Source organism: Saccharopolyspora sp. NPDC050389, from assembly GCF_040655595.1.
In the GTDB taxonomy this organism is placed as follows: domain Bacteria; phylum Actinomycetota; class Actinomycetes; order Mycobacteriales; family Pseudonocardiaceae; genus Saccharopolyspora.
Genome location: NZ_JBFAKG010000051.1, coordinates 1 through 17,520 on the forward strand (window position 1 = coordinate 1; position 17,520 = coordinate 17,520).

At 70.9% G+C, this 17,520-nt stretch carries 10 protein-coding genes and 2 pseudogenes; 3 read left to right on the forward strand and 9 right to left on the reverse strand.

What is annotated here, in order from left to right; translation table 11 throughout:
- The 7 genes and pseudogenes from AB0I53_RS29180 to AB0I53_RS29210 all read right to left on the reverse strand — a co-directional run.
- Window positions 1–492 (reverse strand): annotated as a pseudogene (locus AB0I53_RS29180) (type VI secretion protein); the annotation flags it as partial.
- Between the two features lie 490 nt (window positions 493–982).
- Window positions 983–2,875, reverse strand: a complete 1,893-nt coding sequence (locus tag AB0I53_RS29185) for a conjugal transfer protein TraC (protein WP_358609739.1) — start codon at window positions 2,873–2,875, stop codon at window positions 983–985.
- Window positions 2,872–3,156 (reverse strand): annotated as a pseudogene (locus AB0I53_RS29190) (PrgI family protein); the annotation flags it as partial. The gene AB0I53_RS29185 and the pseudogene AB0I53_RS29190, both read right to left, overlap by 4 nt.
- A 16-nt stretch (window positions 3,157–3,172) precedes the next feature.
- Window positions 3,173–3,763 (reverse strand): LuxR C-terminal-related transcriptional regulator, encoded by a 591-nt coding sequence (locus AB0I53_RS29195; protein WP_358609742.1) that lies wholly within the window; start codon window positions 3,761–3,763, stop codon window positions 3,173–3,175.
- Window positions 3,764–4,018: 255 nt separating this feature from the next.
- A complete protein-coding gene (locus AB0I53_RS29200) occupies window positions 4,019–4,840 on the reverse strand; it encodes a creatininase family protein (RefSeq protein ID WP_358609745.1) in 822 nt (273 codons plus the stop codon).
- Window positions 4,841–4,943: 103 nt separating this feature from the next.
- Window positions 4,944–6,521, reverse strand: coding sequence for a cytochrome c biogenesis protein DipZ (locus AB0I53_RS29205; RefSeq protein WP_358609748.1), 1,578 nt, complete (start codon window positions 6,519–6,521; stop codon window positions 4,944–4,946).
- Window positions 6,522–6,904: 383 nt separating this feature from the next.
- Complete coding sequence (locus tag AB0I53_RS29210; protein WP_358609751.1) at window positions 6,905–9,427, reverse strand: BTAD domain-containing putative transcriptional regulator; 2,523 nt, start codon at window positions 9,425–9,427, stop codon at window positions 6,905–6,907.
- A gap of 408 nt (window positions 9,428–9,835) precedes the next feature.
- Between AB0I53_RS29210 and AB0I53_RS29215 the strand changes: the two genes are divergently transcribed.
- A complete protein-coding gene (locus AB0I53_RS29215) occupies window positions 9,836–10,591 on the forward strand; it encodes a BTAD domain-containing putative transcriptional regulator (RefSeq protein ID WP_358609754.1) in 756 nt (251 codons plus the stop codon).
- 290 nt (window positions 10,592–10,881) lie between these two features.
- Window positions 10,882–11,313 carry an organic hydroperoxide resistance protein gene (locus tag AB0I53_RS29220; RefSeq protein WP_358609756.1) on the forward strand — a complete coding sequence of 144 codons (432 nt, stop codon included), beginning with the start codon at window positions 10,882–10,884 and terminating at the stop codon, window positions 11,311–11,313.
- Between the two features lie 177 nt (window positions 11,314–11,490).
- On the opposite strand, the gene AB0I53_RS29225 is transcribed toward AB0I53_RS29220, so the two are convergent.
- Together AB0I53_RS29225 and AB0I53_RS29230 are read right to left on the reverse strand one after the other, a co-directional pair.
- Window positions 11,491–12,528, reverse strand: a complete 1,038-nt coding sequence (locus tag AB0I53_RS29225; protein ID WP_358609759.1) for an alpha/beta hydrolase — start codon at window positions 12,526–12,528, stop codon at window positions 11,491–11,493.
- A 160-nt stretch (window positions 12,529–12,688) separates the two neighbouring features.
- On the reverse strand, window positions 12,689–15,415 hold the full coding sequence (locus tag AB0I53_RS29230; RefSeq protein WP_358609762.1) for an AAA family ATPase: 2,727 nt from the start codon (window positions 15,413–15,415) through the stop codon (window positions 12,689–12,691).
- A 397-nt stretch (window positions 15,416–15,812) separates the two neighbouring features.
- Between AB0I53_RS29230 and AB0I53_RS29235 the strand changes: the two genes are divergently transcribed.
- On the forward strand, window positions 15,813–17,444 hold the full coding sequence (locus AB0I53_RS29235) for a tannase/feruloyl esterase family alpha/beta hydrolase (protein ID WP_358609765.1): 1,632 nt from the start codon (window positions 15,813–15,815) through the stop codon (window positions 17,442–17,444).
- Window positions 17,445–17,520: the final 76 nt, after the last annotated feature.

The following is a 17,520-nucleotide window of genomic DNA, read 5'->3' on the forward strand; positions in this document are numbered from 1 at the left end:
GAGCAGGGTGGCGACGGCGTAGCGGATGACGGTCTCGTACTGGCTGCCACGTTGTTTGGCCACGATCGCGCGGTTGGCGGCGGAGTGCTCCAGCGTCACCTGCGGATCACGACTCGTCACGTCCCGGACGCTGCGGCCGCGGGTGGTGGCGCCGGGTGTGACGAGGTCCAGGATCCCGCCGGCGATGTGCCCGGCGGTGCTTGCGGTGTGGGCTTGCCGGGCGATGCGACGGGCGTGTGTGAGGCGGCGTCCGGTGACGGGGCGGGCGAGGATCTGCACGCAGGCATGCTCATCGCGATTCAGGCCGACGGGCGACCCGATCAGCGCCCTGATCGGGTCGGCGTCGAAGTCGGTTCGGATCGGCAGCGCATCGGGGCGTGCGAGACGAAGCTCGCCGCCGACAACGACGCTGCGCTGGCCGGTCCCGGCAGTGGGCAGGGGTGGCTCGGCGGGGTGGGTGTGGGTGTGTGCGCCGGGCCAGGCTGCTTCCACCGCCCGCTCGACCAACCCCGGGGGAATGACGCTGGGAACCCACAGTCGAATCTCTACGCCGGTGTGGGAGAACACGTACTCGCAGGCCACGTGTGGCTGGCCGGTTACCAGGCGTTTCCACCGTGGGCGCAGCACTCCGACGAGGTGGGCCCACAAGCCGCTCCGCCTGCCGGATCGACTGTGGGTGGTGCCAGCACGGTCACCACGCGAGCGTTGGTCATCAGTCGCGCATGGCAGTGTCGACGCCACCATCGCCTCGATCCCATCACGACAGCCAGACCCACGAGTAGACCTGGCACGGCGACAGGGGCTGCGGTGCTCGCCCAGTCGAGCAGGCCGGTGAGTGCGCGGTGCAGAGTGCCCCAGGGATCCCGCAGGTAGTCGTCGATCACTCTCCCGGCCAAGGTGGCCGGCGATGACGGGACGATCATGGCGTACCTCCTCGTCGTGACGTGCGCGGAGAACCCGGTGCGCGGAAATAGGGAAATAGTCACCGCGCGGGTTGGACATGGCTGACGCCGGAATCCGTGCCGGACTCATCACCCGTCAACGGCGCCGAAGCGTCGTCGATGTCGAGGTATCCAGAGTCCACTTCGGATTTCTCGCGGCTAGTGGCGTGGGCGAGTTCGGCGGGGTTGCTGGTGACCAGGGCGTGTTCGGTGGGTGAGGCGACGGTCTGGAAGGCCACGCGTTGGGTGCCGGCGGACAGCAGTCCTTGGCCTTGCTCCGCGGCGAGGAGAAAGTGGCGTTCGCCTGCGGAGAGGTCGAAGGTGCGGGTGATGTCGTCGATGGCTTGCGGTGCCTGCCGCAGCAGGATCTGGGTGGCGGCGTTGGCGACTACGGCTTTGCCGAGATCGCTGCCGAGGACGTCGGCGGTGTCCTGGGTCGCCACGGTCAGCCCGGCCCAGTGTTTCCGGGATGCCTTGGCCATGCGGAACAAGAACTCCGCGCCCGCGGGTTGGCGCATCAGCAGCCAGGCTTCGTCGACGACGACCAGCCGTGGCCGGCGCAGCACGGGGTTGGCGACCTGCCGCCATACCGCGTCGAGTGTGAGCAGGGTGCCGAGGGGTTTGAGTTCCTCAGGAAGATCCCGCAGCGAGAACACCACGAGGTGCCCCTCGGGGCGGGTCGTGGTGGGCCCGTTGAGGAGTTCTTTGAACGCTCCGTCGACGTAGGGGTGCAGTCGCGCCGCGAGCTCCGTTGCAACAGGGTCGCCGTGGGCGGTGAGGGTGTCGCGGAGGTCGCGGAGGGTCGGTGCGGGCCTGGTCCAGGTGCGGGAGTCGGAGGTGATCCCGGCCGTGCGGTAGGTGGCGGCGATCGCCTCATCCAGCATGGCCCGCTCCCCCGCGCTCAGTGGCGCGTCGAGCAGAACACTGATCACGGTGTGGAGGAACAGGCTGCGGCGCACGAGCGCGTCTTTCGGTGCCGTGCGCCGACCGTTGGTTCCGGTGGTGATGGGAAGGTCGAACGGGTTGAGGCGGACGCCGGCGGAACCGAGAGGGAGGTAGGTGCCTCCGACGGCCTCGGCGAGACGGCGGTACTCGTCTTCGGGGTCGATGATGGCGACTTCGATGCCCCGATACAGCGAGCGCAAGGTTTCCAGTTTGACGAGGTAGCTTTTTCCGGCGCCGCTGCGGCCGAGGATCACGCTGTTGTGGTTGTCGGCGGCGAACCGGTCCCAGTGCACCAGTCCTTGGCTGCCCACGTTGAATCCGTAGAGCACTCCCGTCGGCGCCGACACCGAGGTGGGGTCGGCGGGGGGGAGGTCGGCGCTGGTGAAGGGGAACGCCGCGGCCAGGGCGCTGGTGTCGAAGCTGCGGCGCATCCCCAGCAAATCGAGTCCCATGGGGAGGGTGGATACCCAGCCTTGCAGGCTGCGGTAGGTGGCGGGTTTGGCGTCCAGCAACAGCGACGCCGCCAAGGCGCGGACCGCGGCGACCTCGTCGGTGAGCGCTTCTTCGGTGGTGGCGTGGACGGTGAGGTAGAGGCCGAGGCGGAACAGTCGGCCTTCGCCGCGGGCGATCCGGGCGGACATTTCGTAGGCGTCTTCGGTGGCCGCGTCCACCTGCGGGTCGGCGAGGCGGCCGTGTTCGGCGGTGTGCCGGCGGCCGGATTCCAGTTTCGCCAGTTGCTTGCGCAGGCGGGTCGCGGCGGTGGTGGGGTCGATCGGCTCCACGTGCAGCGACACATCGAGGCGGCCGGGGTAGGTCAGCAGCGGCTGCAGCCATCCGGGGTGGACTTCGCGGGGATAGCCGGTGATGGCGAACGTGGCGACCCAGTCACCTCCGACCTCGACGTGCCGGGACCCGATGCTCAATGCCTCCGGTGCGAACACCTCCGCGCTCGTATCCAGTGGAGTGCGGTGGCGGGTGTGTGTCCTCATACGACTCGCCTCCACTCGTCCTCGCCGCCACCGTGCGCATCGGCGGTGTCGTGGAGGTGCGGGGGTGTGTCGGGCTGGTCGGGTGTGGGAGTGGTGATGATGTCCTCGGCACCGGCCATGCCGGCCGACGTTGGGGCGAGGCGGTCGGGGTTGCAGGCGGCAGCCAGCGCACTGGTGGCGTGCCCGGCATCCAGCGGGGTCACCACGATCCCGGCCGGTGCCAGCAAGTCCACGGCTTCGGACAGTCGGCGCACGAGACGCGCTTCGGCGGCACGACGGGCCGCATCCACACGATGCTCACCAATTGCGGAGCCCGAGTCGCTTCGTCAGGTCCTGGACGATCTTCTTGATCGTGCGCTCGGAGAGCCTGAGCCGAATGGCGACGTAGCCGGTGTCGTGCCCGTCGGCGAACATCCGGAGCACCTCCACCTCCCGGTCCGTCAGCCCGCCGTCGGCGAACCCCAGGGGCACTCGTCGCACGCTCTGGTGGAACTCCCTGGCCTCCTCCAGCAGCCGGCGAACCACTCTCTTGGGCATGACCGCCTCGCCCTTGCCGCTTGCGACCACGGCCCGCACGATCAGATGCGGTGTGATCGACGCGCGCGGCAGGATGCTCACCACACCGCAACCGACGACCCTGGAGAGCTGAGACTCCCGCATCGGGTCGGAGATCAGCACCATGCGCTGCCGCGGGTTCTCCGCCCGCCCCGCCACCTTCTCCATCTCCAGCAGGAGCGCGTCATCGACCCTGGTGGCCACCACCATTACGACATCCGCCTCGGCATGCCTCTTCAACGGCAGCACCCGGGCTTCAGGCGACTCGCTCAGGGTGCGCAGGAAGCGCGCCCCATCGCTGAGATCATCGGCGTACAAGGACACCGTGGTCACGTCATCGGCATGCCCGCCAAGGGCATCGGCTGCGCTTCTGCCGGCACGCCGCCCTTCCCTCGGCAGCAGACCGACCACCAAGTCCGGATTTCCCAGCGCAGTCCGCGCGTCGACGCTCACGGTCGCCCTTTCTCTGCGGTAGTTCGACCACAAGTCGACCACCCGGATGTCTACATCTCGCCGACAGCGCGGGGACGGCGCCGTTCGGCAGCGCGAAGTTCGCGGCCCGAACCCAGCCGGGCGGCCTCGTCGCGGTCACCACCCGTGCTCCGTCCACAGCCCGGCGGCGAGCTGATCCGCGAGCGCCTGGGCGCAGGCGTCGAGGAGCTTCTGCCCCTTCGCCGCACTTGCCGTCCGCGCGTCCCCGGCCACGCCCGAGCCGGTGATCTCGTCGAACGGCACGGCGAAGAACACCGGGTTCTGCGACTCGGCGGGCAAATCGATCCTCGGCCCGACCGCGTGCTGGAGCTCCTCGGTGCGCACGAGTTCCCGGTGAGCCGCGAGCATCATCGAGGTCTCCCCTTCGCACGCGTGCATGAGCGTGTCCTGCGTTTCCAGGGTTTCCCGCACCGCCCGACGCCCGACCGTGAAGTAGCTCGTGATCCCGATCCGGGCCCGCAGCTCCGTCGTCAACTCGGCGACGATCGCGTTGAGGGCGGCCATGTTCCCGCCGTGGCCGTTGACCAGCAGGATGCGTAGGAAGCCCGCCCGCAGGATCGACCGGCACAGGTCGCGCAGCAGCGCGTGCAAAGTGGACAGCGTCAGGGTCAGCGTGCCGCCGAAGGCCATGTGGTGCTCGGCCAGCCCGCACCACACCGTCGGTGCCACGACCACAGGACAGCGCCCCTGAACGAGCCAGGCCGCCCGGCGGCACACCTCGTCCGCCAAGAAGGCGTCCACCCCGGTCGGCAGATGCCGGCCGTGCTGTTCGGTCGAACCGACCGGCACCAGCACCGCGGCGCCCTGGGCGGCCAGCCCGCGCAGCTCATCCGCGGTCAGGCGGTTCCAAAGGGGTTCGTTGATCTCCGCCGCGGGAAGGCGGTCCCAAAGGGTTTCGTTCATGTTGTGTTCGCCCACGCCGCAACGCTAAGCAGTGCCCGCACCGCTCGGCGTCCGTCACGCGACGTCAGCCATGTACGTCAAGAGGTGCGGTTGTCCGCCTGCCCGGCCTCGGCGATGCTCAGCCGAACGTGAAGTCGTAGGCCTGCACATCGGGACTGAACGACAGCGTCATGACCCCGTGCCCGGATTCGTCGTTGTCCAGCAACGTGTGGAGCCGCGGAGGGCCGGCGACCTGGATCGTCCGGTGATCTCCGTCGACGTCCACGGTGAGCGTTCCCGTTCCGCCCAGCACGAGGTGGACCGACGCGGCATGGAAGTCGAGTCGGAGCCGGGCCCCGGGCCCGGATGCGAGGTATTCGCCCGCATCGGTCCAGGTTCCGTCGAGCGCGAACGTGTCGGAGGAGATCTCGGCCGGGAACGTGTAGTCGTGCGTCCGGCCGGCGGACAGGCGTTCGCCGCTCATGGCCGACGGGCCGAATCCGGAGCCCAGACGGGTTTCCGCCGTCTGCGAGCCGGACGGGGTGGTGTCGGGCACGTCGGTCGGCGGGGGCAGCCTGGACGCACCGGCTTCCCCGAGCAGGCTGCGGATCTCCTCCTCGAAGTCCGCGTAATCGCCTTCCCCGAAGTGCGACGCGCGGATCTGTCCGGCCGCGTCGACGAGATATGCGGCAGGCCAGTACTGGTTGCCGTAGGCGGTCCAGGTCGCGTAGTCGTTGTCGATCGCCACGGGATAGTCGACACCGAGTGCCTTCGCCTGATCGGCCACGTTCGCCGGATCGTGCTCGAACGCGAACTCCGGGGTGTGCACGCCGACCACGACGAACCCGGCGTTCCGATAGGTTTCGTACCACTGTTCCAGGTGGGGCAACGCCCGCTGGCAGTTGATGCAGCTGTAGGTCCAGAAGCTGACCAGCACGACCTTGCCTCGCAGCCCCGGCAGCGAAAGCGGCTGTCCGCCAGGGGTGTTCAGCCAGGCGGAGACACCCGCGAAGTCCGGTGCGTGCGTGAGCCGGTCGAGCTGGACGGAGCCGAAAGCGCTCTGCGTCGCGGCTGTGTAGTCCGGCACCGCGCGCTGCAGCGGCGAGGCGAGGTCGAAAGCGCTGACGGCGGCGACCAGCAGCAGAGCGACACCGGTCGTGACGCGCAGGCCCCGCGCGCGTGCCCGCAGGAAGCGCATCCGGCGAACGAGCGCACCGCCCGAAGCCGCGAGCACGAACAGGGGGATGCCCGTTCCCACGCCGAAGGCCGCGGTGAGCACGAGGGTGCCGAACCCGATCTGCTGCGTGGCCCCGACCACGGCGATGGTGGCCAGAACCGGCCCCGCGCAGGGCACGTAGACGAGTCCCAGCGCCAGGCCCGCGACGAAGCCGTTGCCGCCCGGCTCGGCCGCACGACCTCGCAGCCGGATGAAGGGACGTTCGAGCAGCTCGCCCACGCGGGGAAAGATCAACCCGACGCCGAGCAACGCCAGCGTCGCGATGCCCGCGTTCCGAAGAAGACCTGCAGGCAGGTGCAGCGCATCGAGCACGAGCGAGCCCAGCAGCGTCGACAGGCTGAAACTCGTTACAAGACCGCCCACGACTCCCCAGGGCCGTCTCGCCCCAGCGGCGAGAACGACAGGCAGCACCGGCAGCACGCAGGGCGAGAGGCTCGTGACCATCCCCGCGAGGAGGCCGACGAGGACCAGGGTGGGCATGGGTTCTCCTGAAATCTACCGCGGCGATGCGGTGTCCGATTCGGACGAACGCAGGTCTCGGTTCGAGCGGATCCGCCAAGCGTCCGGAGATCGCACCGCTGCCAACGCGGAACCTGTCGTCGGGCATGCCGTCGCGCCTGAAGTTCCGGGGCGGGGACGAGGTACCCCGGGGGTTAGGGCACCTCGTCCCCTTTGCCACACCCAGCGATTCGCGATGCGACCGCGGCCATCGCTCGGGTGGCCGAGACAACGTCCAGGTGGAACACCGCGATGCTATTCCGAAGCGCGCCGACGATCGGTATACGTTCTTCGATGGCACTTTTCCGGCACGATTTCGGTGCCACCACGTGACTTTCCCACTCCGGGCTTCGCTGCGACGGCGCTCAGCGCGCACCGGACGCGTCCTGCCGGGCGAACAGGTTCAGGCGTCGTTGCGCCCACAGCTCTTCGTCCAGGTGCCGATCCCGCCATTCCACCGGCGGTGCGGCTAGCCAGTCGTGGCCGAAGATCGAGTGCGGGTGGTCCGCGCCAACGCTCTCCAGCTCGTGGTGGCCCAGGTACTCCATCAACGGGCGCCAGAACTGCCCGTTGGAGAGGACCAGGTACGAGGCCGCCAGCCCGGGCTCGTGCAGGCAGGCACCCATCAGCCGCGCCTGGAAGGCGTCCGTGATGAAGGACGGTTCGGCTTCGCCAGCGGGACGAACGAGGTGCCGCGCAACCGCGACGTGCGCGTCGGCCGGCAGCTGCATCCGCCGGTGCACGTCGTGCCAGATCTCCTCGATGATCGGGTCGGCCGCGAGTTCTTCCCTCGCCGGAGCCGTGAGGACCAGCCGGCTCATGAAGGCTCGCAGCCGCTTCGTCTTGCGGTCCCGGAGCAGGTGGAACGCGTTCGGTTGACGTCCCAGCCAGAACCGGACGGAAGCCGCCGCGGACTCACCGCGGCTCTCCCACGTCATCGCGACAAGCTCGCCGTGATCTGCGAAAGTCGCCTCCACCGCCTGCAAATCCTCGTCACCGGCCACCGAAACGAACCGCGGCACGACCCCGCCGCGCCGGCGCAGATGAGCGATCGTTCGCATGACCGCCACGCTCGCGTGCGGGTCGCGGGTGTCGCGCAGGAGGCTGCCCATGACGTAATGGCGGATCCGTCGGTGCATCTGCTCGTAGCCGACCGGGTCCCGCCACCGCAGCTGGTATTCGAGGGATTCCCGCAGCACGCCGTTGATGTCCAAGCCGTGGGCAGCCGTTTCGACGAAGGGCTGAGCCCAGAGCCAGTCGAACAATTCCTCCGCCCGGCCGCTTGGCACCACAGCCCGGAGCAGATCTTCGGTGGTGTAGCGCGCGTGCGCGCACACGTGCAGCGCCCATCGATGCGCCGCCGTCGGTGCGGGACCTGCCAGCAACTCGATCACGTTGTCGACCACGTACCGCACGGCGTCACGCCGCGACGGCCTACCGGTGACCGGCAAGCTCCTGCCGACCTCGGCCACGAGCGACAACGCGAGGGGACTCCCGGCAGCGAAGTCCACAATAGACTCCCGGAGATCCGCGGCGACACCACGGGCTTCGACCAGCGCGGCGGATTCCGCATCGGAGAGGGCTTCGAGCCAGCGGATGGTGATCGTCCCGGACCAGGCCGGGTCGATGAGCCAGCCGGCGCTCGGCCCGGTCCTGCCCGCCACCACGATGATCGCCTCGCCCCGCAACTTCCGGAGGTATTCGTCGCGCAGCCAGTGTTCGAGATCGCCGAGCTCCTCGAAGGAGTCCAGGAGGAGTACCGGGCCGGAAACCGCCGAGAGCTCGTCAGCGATCTGCTCAAGGCATTCCCGGCGCTCGGCGGCGGCCCAGTCCTGGACGTGCCATACCTGGTGGCCCGCGGCACGGGCGTCCTCCGCGAACTTTCGCAGCAGCGTCGACTTGCCGATCCCGGCGGGACCGCAGACGAACAGCGGACCGCTCCGCTCGCCGCCGTTCGCCTTGAGCATGTCCCGGAAGACCGCTCGCTCCGCGTCCCGCCCGACGAACTGCCGATCGAGATACCCGCCTGGCAACGCGGCGATCGGCTCCGGGCCAGAGCGCGCGGTGCGCTGTCCGGCCCCGCCGGTTCGTGGGACGGCTATCTCGTCGTGAATGTCCGCGTCGGCCCGGAGGATCTTCTCGTGGATCGCCTGCAGCAGTGGCCCAGGGCCGACCCCCATCTCCTCGCTGAGCAGGTCGTAGACCGTCCGGTAGATCTCCAGGGCCTCGGCCCGCCGGCCGCTGCGGTACAGGGCGAGCAGGTAGATCTCGTACAGCGGCTCTTCGAGCCGGTTCTGCTCGATGAGCAACGGCACCTCGGCCACGACCTCGGCGTGCTCCCCCAGCTCCAGGCGGATCCGCAGCAGCTCCTGGGTGGCGGTCAGCTTCAGCCGTTCCAGCCGCGACCGCTCCCTTTCGGCGGCCTCGCCGGGAACTCCGGCCAGCGCGGTGCCGGTCCAGAGGTCGAGCGCGGCCGCCAAGTGGTCCGCCGCCGCCGAGGCGTTCCCCGCCGTGTGCTCTCGCCTGGCGCTCTCGACCAGGTCGGCGAACTCGGTCGAATCCAGCACGAACAGCGACGGGTCCAGCAGGTATCCCCCGGCCTGGGACCGGATCGCCGAGCCGAGCCCGTGCCCGGACAGCATCCGCCGCAGGCGGGAGATGTAGGTCCGGATGACGGCTTCGCCGGTGACCGGCGCCCGGTCTCCCCACAGGCCGTCGATCAGCTCGCCGACCTGCACGAACCTGCCGTTGTTGGCCAGCAGCAGCATCAGGACGGCTTGTTGCTGCGGCGAGCCGAGGTCCAGCTCCGTGCCGAAGCAGTCCAGGCCCGGCGGGCCGAGAACGGTGAACCGGCAAGGAGGCGAGTCCGTGGACGCTCGTCCGATCACCAGTGGGGCCTTTCCTTCGCAAGAGTCGCGGCGGCCGGCCCGGGTTTGCGGGTCCGCAGCAGGGCACGCCCGAAGGTAGGCGGGCTCGGATCGCCATCGCGTGCGTCAAGCGACGCCGAGGGCGTACGTCGCCCCGGGCAGCGATGCGACCGGGCGTTCGCCGCCTCGGCCCTTTCGGATGTCCTCGCCACGACTTCTCGTGCCGGAGCCTTCCTAGTGCCTCGGCGTAGACAGTGGATAGACGTTCGGTGACAGGGGGCATCGGCGTTCGGCGGACAACGGCGGAACCTAAAGTGTGCCGGTGTGTTCGACGCTGCACCAACAGTCCTGGTGGGACCCCGGCAGCGCGGATCGGCGACGGCCGGGCGGCACCGCAGGTCGCGATCAACGGGAGGAGCGCCAACCACGATGGCCGGTTTGAGCTTCGGGCTGCTCGGCCCGATCAAGGTCTGGAGCGGTGACAGGGAGCTGGCGGCAGGCTCCCCGCAGCAGCGGGGTGTGCTCGCGCTGCTGCTGCTCAGCGAGGGGCGGCAGGTCTCGGTCGACGAGATCGTGCGCGCGCTGTGGGGGCTGGAGGCTCCGCCCAGCGCCGTCGTCACGACCCGCACCTACGTCTCCCGGCTGCGCCGGGTCCTGGCGGGCGGTGAGGCGGAGATCCGCTCGGCGGGCCGCGGCTACCAGCTGGTCGTCGCGTCCAGCGCGGTCGACGTGTCGGTGTTCCGCCAGACCACGTCCGCCGTGCGCAAGGCCCGCGAACGGGGGCTGCTCGCGGAGGCGTCCCGCCTTTCGCGCGACGCGCTGGCGCTGTGGCGCGGGCCCGCGCTCGACGGGTTGGGCGGCGCCTTCTTCGAAGGCCGCCGCACCTGGCTGGAACGGCTGCGCGCCACGGCCATGGAGGATCGCTGGGCGCTGGACATCGAGCAGGGCCACTGCGACCAGGCGATCGCCGAGCTGACGCTCGCGACGACGGCGGAGCCGTATCGAGAGCGGCTGTGGGAACTGCTGATCTGGGCCTTCGACCGGGACGGCCGCCGAGGCGAGGCGTTGTCCGCCTACCAGCGGATCGCCCGGTTGCTGGCCGACGACCTGGGGCTGGAACCCGGCCCAGGTCTCCGACGGATGCGCGCCAGGATCGGGACGGCGGTCGGCGCCTCGCTGGTCTGAGCGCAGGTGACGTACGCGCATGACGTCATCCGACTGTCGCCAAGGCATTTCCCGAGTTCTTAACGTGGTGTCGTGCCGAGCCGCGGTGGTCGCGCTTCACGAACACCACGGCCGCACATCGAGGCGGGGGGAGAGCCCCCGAGCGCCAATGCCGTCACCGCGCAGAAATCCGCGCCGTCGCGCGGTGCACGGCCGCCCCCGCCTCCTGGACCGCCCCGGCCGGCTGGTGAGCCCGGCCGGGGCGGGCGCGGCGACACCCCTGTGAGAACGCGAAGACGAGAAGGAATGCCATGGCTGAAACCACCTACACCGCGGTAGCCACCTCCACTGCGGAGGGCCGCAACGGCGGGCGGGCGATCTCCGACGACGGCGTGCTCGACGTCGGCCTCGCCGTGCCGAAGGCGCTCGGCGGTGCCGGCGGCGGCACGAACCCCGAGCAGCTGTTCGCGGCGGGCTGGGCGTCCTGCTTCGTCGGCGCCGTGCGCCGCGTGGCCGGCGAGAAGAAGGTCAAGCTGACCGACCTCGCCGTGATCGCGGAAGTCACCCTGCACCACGACACCGACGCCGGCGAGTTCAAGCTCAGCGCCGCTCTGCACCTGGAAGCGTCGGGGATCGACCAGGCGACCGCCGACGAGCTCGTCGAGGGCGCGCACCAGGTGTGCCCGTACTCGAAGTCGACCCGGGGCAACATCGAGGTCACCCTCGACGCCACCGTCGACTGACGTCTGCCGGACGCTTTGAGCCCGCCACCACCCGGTGGCGGGCTCAAAGCCGTTCCCAGTCCGTCCACAGAGCTCACCCGGGTTCGACCACCGGAAGTCCTTACCCCGCAACCTGTTCCGATGAACAGGCGCGCGCCCGGTGGCCGGATAGGCCGCCGGGCGCGCGTTCTGCGTGGTTCAGAGCCGGTCCGCGTCGATGATCGCCTGGGCGAAGGGGCGCGGGGCTTCCTGCGGGACGTTGTGCCCGATCCCGTCGTAGACCCGGTGCTCGTACTTGCCGGTGAACTTGGCGCGGTAGGAGGCGCCGTTCTTGGCCGCGCCGTCGAAGTCGCTGCCGATCGTGATCGACGGCACCGAGATGGCCGGCCCGGCGGCGAGCCGCTGCTCGTACTGGTCGTACTGCGGCTCGCCGGGCGCCAGGCTCAGCCGCCACCGGTAGTTGTGGACGACGATGGCGGCGTGGTCGGGGTTGTCGAACGACGCCGCGCTGCGGTCATAAGTGGCGTCGTCGAAGTTCCACTGCGGCGACGCGATCTTCCAGATCAGCTTGTTGAAGTCGTGCCGGTTCCGGTCGTAGCCGAGGGCGCCGCGCTCGGTCGCGAAGTAGTACTGGTACCACCAGCCCAGCTCGGCGGCCGGGGGCAGCGGCTGCTTGTTCGCTTCGAGGTTGGTGATGATGTACCCGCTCACCGAGACGATCGCCTTGCAGCGCTCGGGCCAGAGCGCGGCCATGATGGCGACGGTCCGCGCGCCCCAGTCGAACCCGCCCAGAACCGCCTTGTCGATCCGCAGCGCGTCCATCAAGGCGATGATGTCGAGCGCCACCGCCGACTGCTGCCCGTTGCGGACCGCCTGCGGCGACAGGAACCTGGTCTGGCCCCAGCCGCGCAGGAACGGGACGATCACCCGGTAGCCCGCGGCGGCGAGCAGCGGCGCGACATCGGCGTAGCTGTACGGGTCGTAGGGCCAGCCGTGCACCAGCACCACCGGCTGGCCGCTGCTGGGGCCGAACTCGGCGTAGGCCATGTTGAGCACGCCGGCGTCGATCTGCTTGATCGGGCCCAGCGAGGTGTTCTCGCCCGATCCGACCCGGAGATCCGCGCCGGCGGGTGCCGCGGCGGCGGGGGTGGCGGGAGCATTCGACGAGCAGCCGGCCAGCGACGTCGCCGCCACACCCGCCGCGAACGCCTGCGTGAATCGTCTTCTGCTGATCATCTGGAACTCCTGCGCGAATCTCGTCCACCGGGGCGCGGGCGTGTTCTCCCGCGACGCGCCGGGAAGTCCGCGATCCGCGCCCTCCCGGCATGCCCAGGACGCTAGGCAGCCCGCGGAGGCTTCCGCGCCCGTCGGATGACTGCGCCGGTGTAAGTCACCGCTACTGAGCGGGCTCCTCCTCGAGCTTCTTGAGCATGCCCACCAGATCGGCCCGGGAGCTCACGCCCAGCTTGGGGAAGATCCGGTACAGGTGGGTGCCGACGGTCCGGTGCGACAGGTAGAGCCGCTGCCCGATCTCCCGGTTCGTCAGCCCGTCGGCGGCCAGCTGCGCGATGCTCAGCTCGTGCGGGGTCAGCTTTTCCCGCGCGTCCGGGCCCCGGTTCGGGCTCGACTCCCCCGCGCTGCGCAACTCCCGGCGGGCCCGCTCGCCCCACGCGGCCATCCCGAGCGCGTCGAAGGCATCCCGGGCCGTGCGCAGGTGCGTCCGGGACTCCACCACCCGGCGCTGCCGCCGCAGCCACTCGCCGAACGCCAGGTGGACCCGCCCGCGTTCCGCGGGCCACCCGCTCAGATCGGCCCGCAACGCGGCCTTGAACAGCTCCTCCGCCTCGTCGTTCGCGGCGAGCACCGCGCGCGCGTAGCGCAGCCCGATGTGCAACGCCGGCGACGGCGTCGATGCCGCCAGCGGTTCCAGCTCCCGCAAGATGTCCCGCATCGCGTCCGCTTGCCCGGCCCGCACCGCGGCCTCGGTGAGTTCCGCGACGAAGTACGCGCGCAAACCGAACTGATAGGCGGGATCCGCGGGGTCGAGGATCCGGCGCAGGTCGGCGAACGCGTCGTCGAAGCGGCCCTCGCTCAAGCCCAGCAGCCCGCGGGTGAGCTGGACGGTGGCCAGGACCGGCCGGGCGCCCGCGGCGAGGCCGACCCGTTCGGCCTCGTTCACCAGCGCCCCGGCCTGTTCGTGGTCACCCCGCAGCGCGGCGATCTCCGCCTGGACGGCCGTGGCCAGCCCGTGCATGAACGGCTGGCCGGTCTCCCAGGCGAGCGCGGCGGCCTCGGCGGCGATCGGGACGGCCGTGGCCAGGTCACCGAGCCGGGCCCGGCTCCACGCCTGGACGGTCAGCGCCCTGGGCAGCGTCCCGAGCCGCCCTTGGGCGCGCAGTCCGGGCACGGCCGCCGCGGTGAAGCGGGCGGCCAGGTCGAAGGCCCCGACCTGCATGGCCGCGCTGCCCAGGTAGCGGTCCACCTCCGGGTTGGATCCGGCGGCCCCGGCCAGCTCGCGCAGCCCGTCGACCACCCGGTGGCCGCGCTCGAACGGCGCGACGTACGCGGCGACGGCGACCATCCGCGGATCGCCGGCATCGATGGGCAGCCGGTCGGCCACGCCCAGCAGCGAGCGGCGCGCGGCCGGGCCGGGTTCGGACCAGAAGCAGCGCATGGCGGCGCCCAGCAGGATCCGGACGGCCGCCTCCACCTGCCCGTCGGCGGCGACCGCTTCGACCAGTTCGCCCAGTTCCGACACCCGGGAGACGTCCTCGCGCACCCCGTCCTCGAAGCCGCTGAGCAGCCAACTGGCGGTGGCGCGCTGACGCGGAGACAGTTCCAGGGCCTGCGCGTCGCGCACCAGGCGCTCGGCCCTGTCGCGGCGGCCGGATTCAACCGCCAGCTCGGCGGCACGCAGCAGGCGAACCGCCTGCCTGTCCTGCCGCTCGCTCAGCCTGACGGCCTGCTCCAACGCCGCGATCGCGGCGGCGAGCCCGCCCCGCTGCTGCGCCCGGTCGGCCGTCCGCTCCAGCTCGGCGGCCACGTCCTCGTCCGCTCCGGCAGTCGCGGCGGCCCGGTGCCACGCCCGGCGGTCCGGCTTGTCGAGCAGCGTCTCGGCCAGCGCCAGGTGGGCCTGCTGGCGCTCGGCCAGCGACGAAGCCGCCGTGATCGCCGACCGCATCAGGGGATGCCGGAACGTCACGGCGTCGATGACGAGCTCGACCAACCGGACCTCGACGGCCGGTGCCAGGACTTCCAGGTCGGCCGCCGCACCCAGGATCCGGCCGGTGGCCGCGAGCGTTTCGGCGACCGAGTCGGTCTGGTTGAGCGCCGCGACCAGCAGGGCGGTGCGGGCGGGTGCGGCGAGGGAGGCGACCCGGGCGGTGAAAGCGCGTTCGAGGCGGTCGCCCAGCGGTAGCACCGGGTCGATCCCGTCGAGGTCTGCCGTCGCCGCGGGCAATTCGCTCAACGCCAGCGGATTCCCCGCCGCCTCCGCCAGCAGCTGCGCCCGGAGTTCCGGGGCGAGGCCGGGCGCGATCGAGTCCAGCACCTCGGCGGCGCTCTGGTCGGAGAGCCGGTCGACGTGCATCGGGGACAGCCCGGCGTCCTGCAGCGGCGAGCGCTCATCGGTGCGGAGGGTCGCGATCAGCACGACGGGATCGAACTCGATTCGCCGCGCCACGAACGCGAGCACGTCCGCGCTCGCGCGGTCGAGCCAGTGCACGTCCTCCGCGACGATCAGCAACGGCCGGTCGGCGGCCTGGTCGGCCAGCAGGCTCAACGTGGCGAGGCCGACCAGGTAGGTGCTGGGTTCCCCGACGTCGGCGAGCCCCAGCGCCGTCCGCAGGGCGTCTCGCTGCGGGACCGGGAGGGCGTCCACGCCTGCCCGGACCGGGTGCAGCAGCTGGTGCAGCCCGGCGTAGGCGAGGTTCTGCTCCGCCTCCGCACCGGTGGTCTTCAGCACCCGCAGGCCGGCGACCGACGCCGCGGAAACGGCCTCCGCCACGAGCGCGGACTTCCCGATGCCGGCCTCGCCGTGCAGGAGAACGCCGCCGCGATCCCCTGGTCCGTCGATGATCTCGGCCAGGAGCTTCAGCTCGGCTTCCCGCCCGAAAAGTCGCATCGTGCGCACTCCTGCCCTGGGTGCCCTCGGCCGATTTCCCCGGGCCGTACACGGGTCCCCGAACACGACCCTACCGAAGGCGCCGGGCGGCGAATCCCGCCTGCGCACCGGAGCCACCGCACGGCATTCCGGCAGGCCGCCAACGCCCGGTTCGTCCGGAAACCGCACCCGGGCGCGGAAGTTGGCCCGGGAAGCGCGTCTACTCGGCGTAAATCGCCTGTCAACGAGGCCGCCGTAGCGTCGGTTCCGCGACCTTCACCCCGCGGCGCCCGAGAAGGCGCCGACGACCGGCCTACGCGGGATCCACCGCCGCCGGGGTCGCTCATCGCTCGCCGTGGCGGAACCGCCACGAGCTCGAGGGCGAATCCGAATGCGAGAAACAGCGAGAAGGAAGTCCATGCGGCTCTTGACGAAACTGGTAGCGGCGGCCGCGCCGCTCGCGCTGATCCCCCTGGGCGGGATCGCCGCGGCACAGCTGGGTCCCGGCGACCCGGCGCAGGTGGTGAGCACGGCCGAGCCGACGTGCTCCCCGGTCCCCGTCGACGCACCGCCCGGCTCGGTGATCGAGTCGGTGCAGGCGGCCCGGAAGCCCGGCGGAACCGTCACCTTCCCGGCGACACCGCTCTCGCCCGGGTCCGAGATCACCGGCGTGCCCGCGTACTGCGAGATCACCGTCACCCTGACCCACCCCGGCGCGAACGACCACGTCAAGGTCGTGGTGGCGCTGCCGGAGACCGGGTGGACGGGCCGGCTCCAGGCCATCGGTGGAAGCGCCTACTCCGCCGGGAACTTCGGCGCGCCGCTGGTCCAGGCCGTCAAGGACGGCTACAGCGGCGTGACGACCGACGCCGGAGTGTCCACCGACCCCCTCGAAACCGGTTGGGCGGTGACCGCCGACGGGAAGATCAACGCGCCGCTGGTGACCAACTTCGCGACCCGCTCGGTGCACGAAGAGGCGTTGATCGGCAAGGACGTGACCCAGGAGTTCTACGGCCGGTCGATCACGTACTCCTACTGGAACGGCTGCTCGACCGGCGGTCGCCAGGGCTACTCCGAGGCCCAGAACCACCCCGACGACTTCGACGGCATCCTGGCGAACGCCCCCGCCGTCGACTGGACCCGGTTCGCGGTCGCGACCCTGTGGCCGCAGGTGGTGATGAACCAGGACCGCCACTTCCCGAGCAACTGCGTCCTCAACGCGTTCCGGCAGGCCGCGATCGCGGCCTGCGACGCGGACGACGGCGTCACCAACGGCTTCGTCGACCGGCCGGACGAATGCAGCTACGACCCGCGCACCCTCGTGGGCACCAAGGTGCTCTGCGACGGCGAGGTACTCACCGTGACGCCCGCGGACGCGGAGGTCATGCGCAAGGTCTGGGACGGACCGACCGATGAACGCGGCCGGAGCCTGTGGCCGGGCCTGCCGAAGGGGGCCGACCCCGCGTGGCTGGCCGGAACGAAGGTCGACGCGGACGGGACCCCGTCGGCGCCGGGCTTCCCGGTGGCCGTGGGCTGGGTGCAGGCCTTCCTGCAGAAGCAGCCCGGCTTCGACACCTCGACGATCACCTACCGCCGGTACACCGAGCTCTTCCGCCAGTCGGTGCAGGAGTACGACGAGATCATCGGCACCGCGGACCCGGACCTGTCGGACTTCCGGCGCTCCGGCGGCAAGCTGATCACGTTCGTGGGCACCGACGACCAGTTGATCCCGCCGGGCGGCACGCTCGGGTACCGCGACCGGGTGCAGCGGCGGATGGGCGGCGCCGAGCGCGTGAACGACTTCTACCGCCTGTTCCTCGCGCCCGGAGTGGAGCACTGCGGCGGCGGCGCGGGCCCGGTTCCGGAGAACCCGCTGGGCGCCCTGGTGGACTGGGTCGAGCACGGCAAGGCCCCGGCGACCCTGGCGGCGTCGACCGATGCCGGCGGCCGGACCGCGACCCGCGATCTCTGCCCATACCCGCAGGTTTCCCGGTACGCGGGAGCAGGCGACCCCACTGCCGCGTCGAGCTACCGCTGCACGAACAACTGATCCCCGAAACGCCGTCTGCGCCGACGACCGTCCGGCGCAGACGGCCTTTTCCCGTGGCGGGGCCGAAACCCGCCCT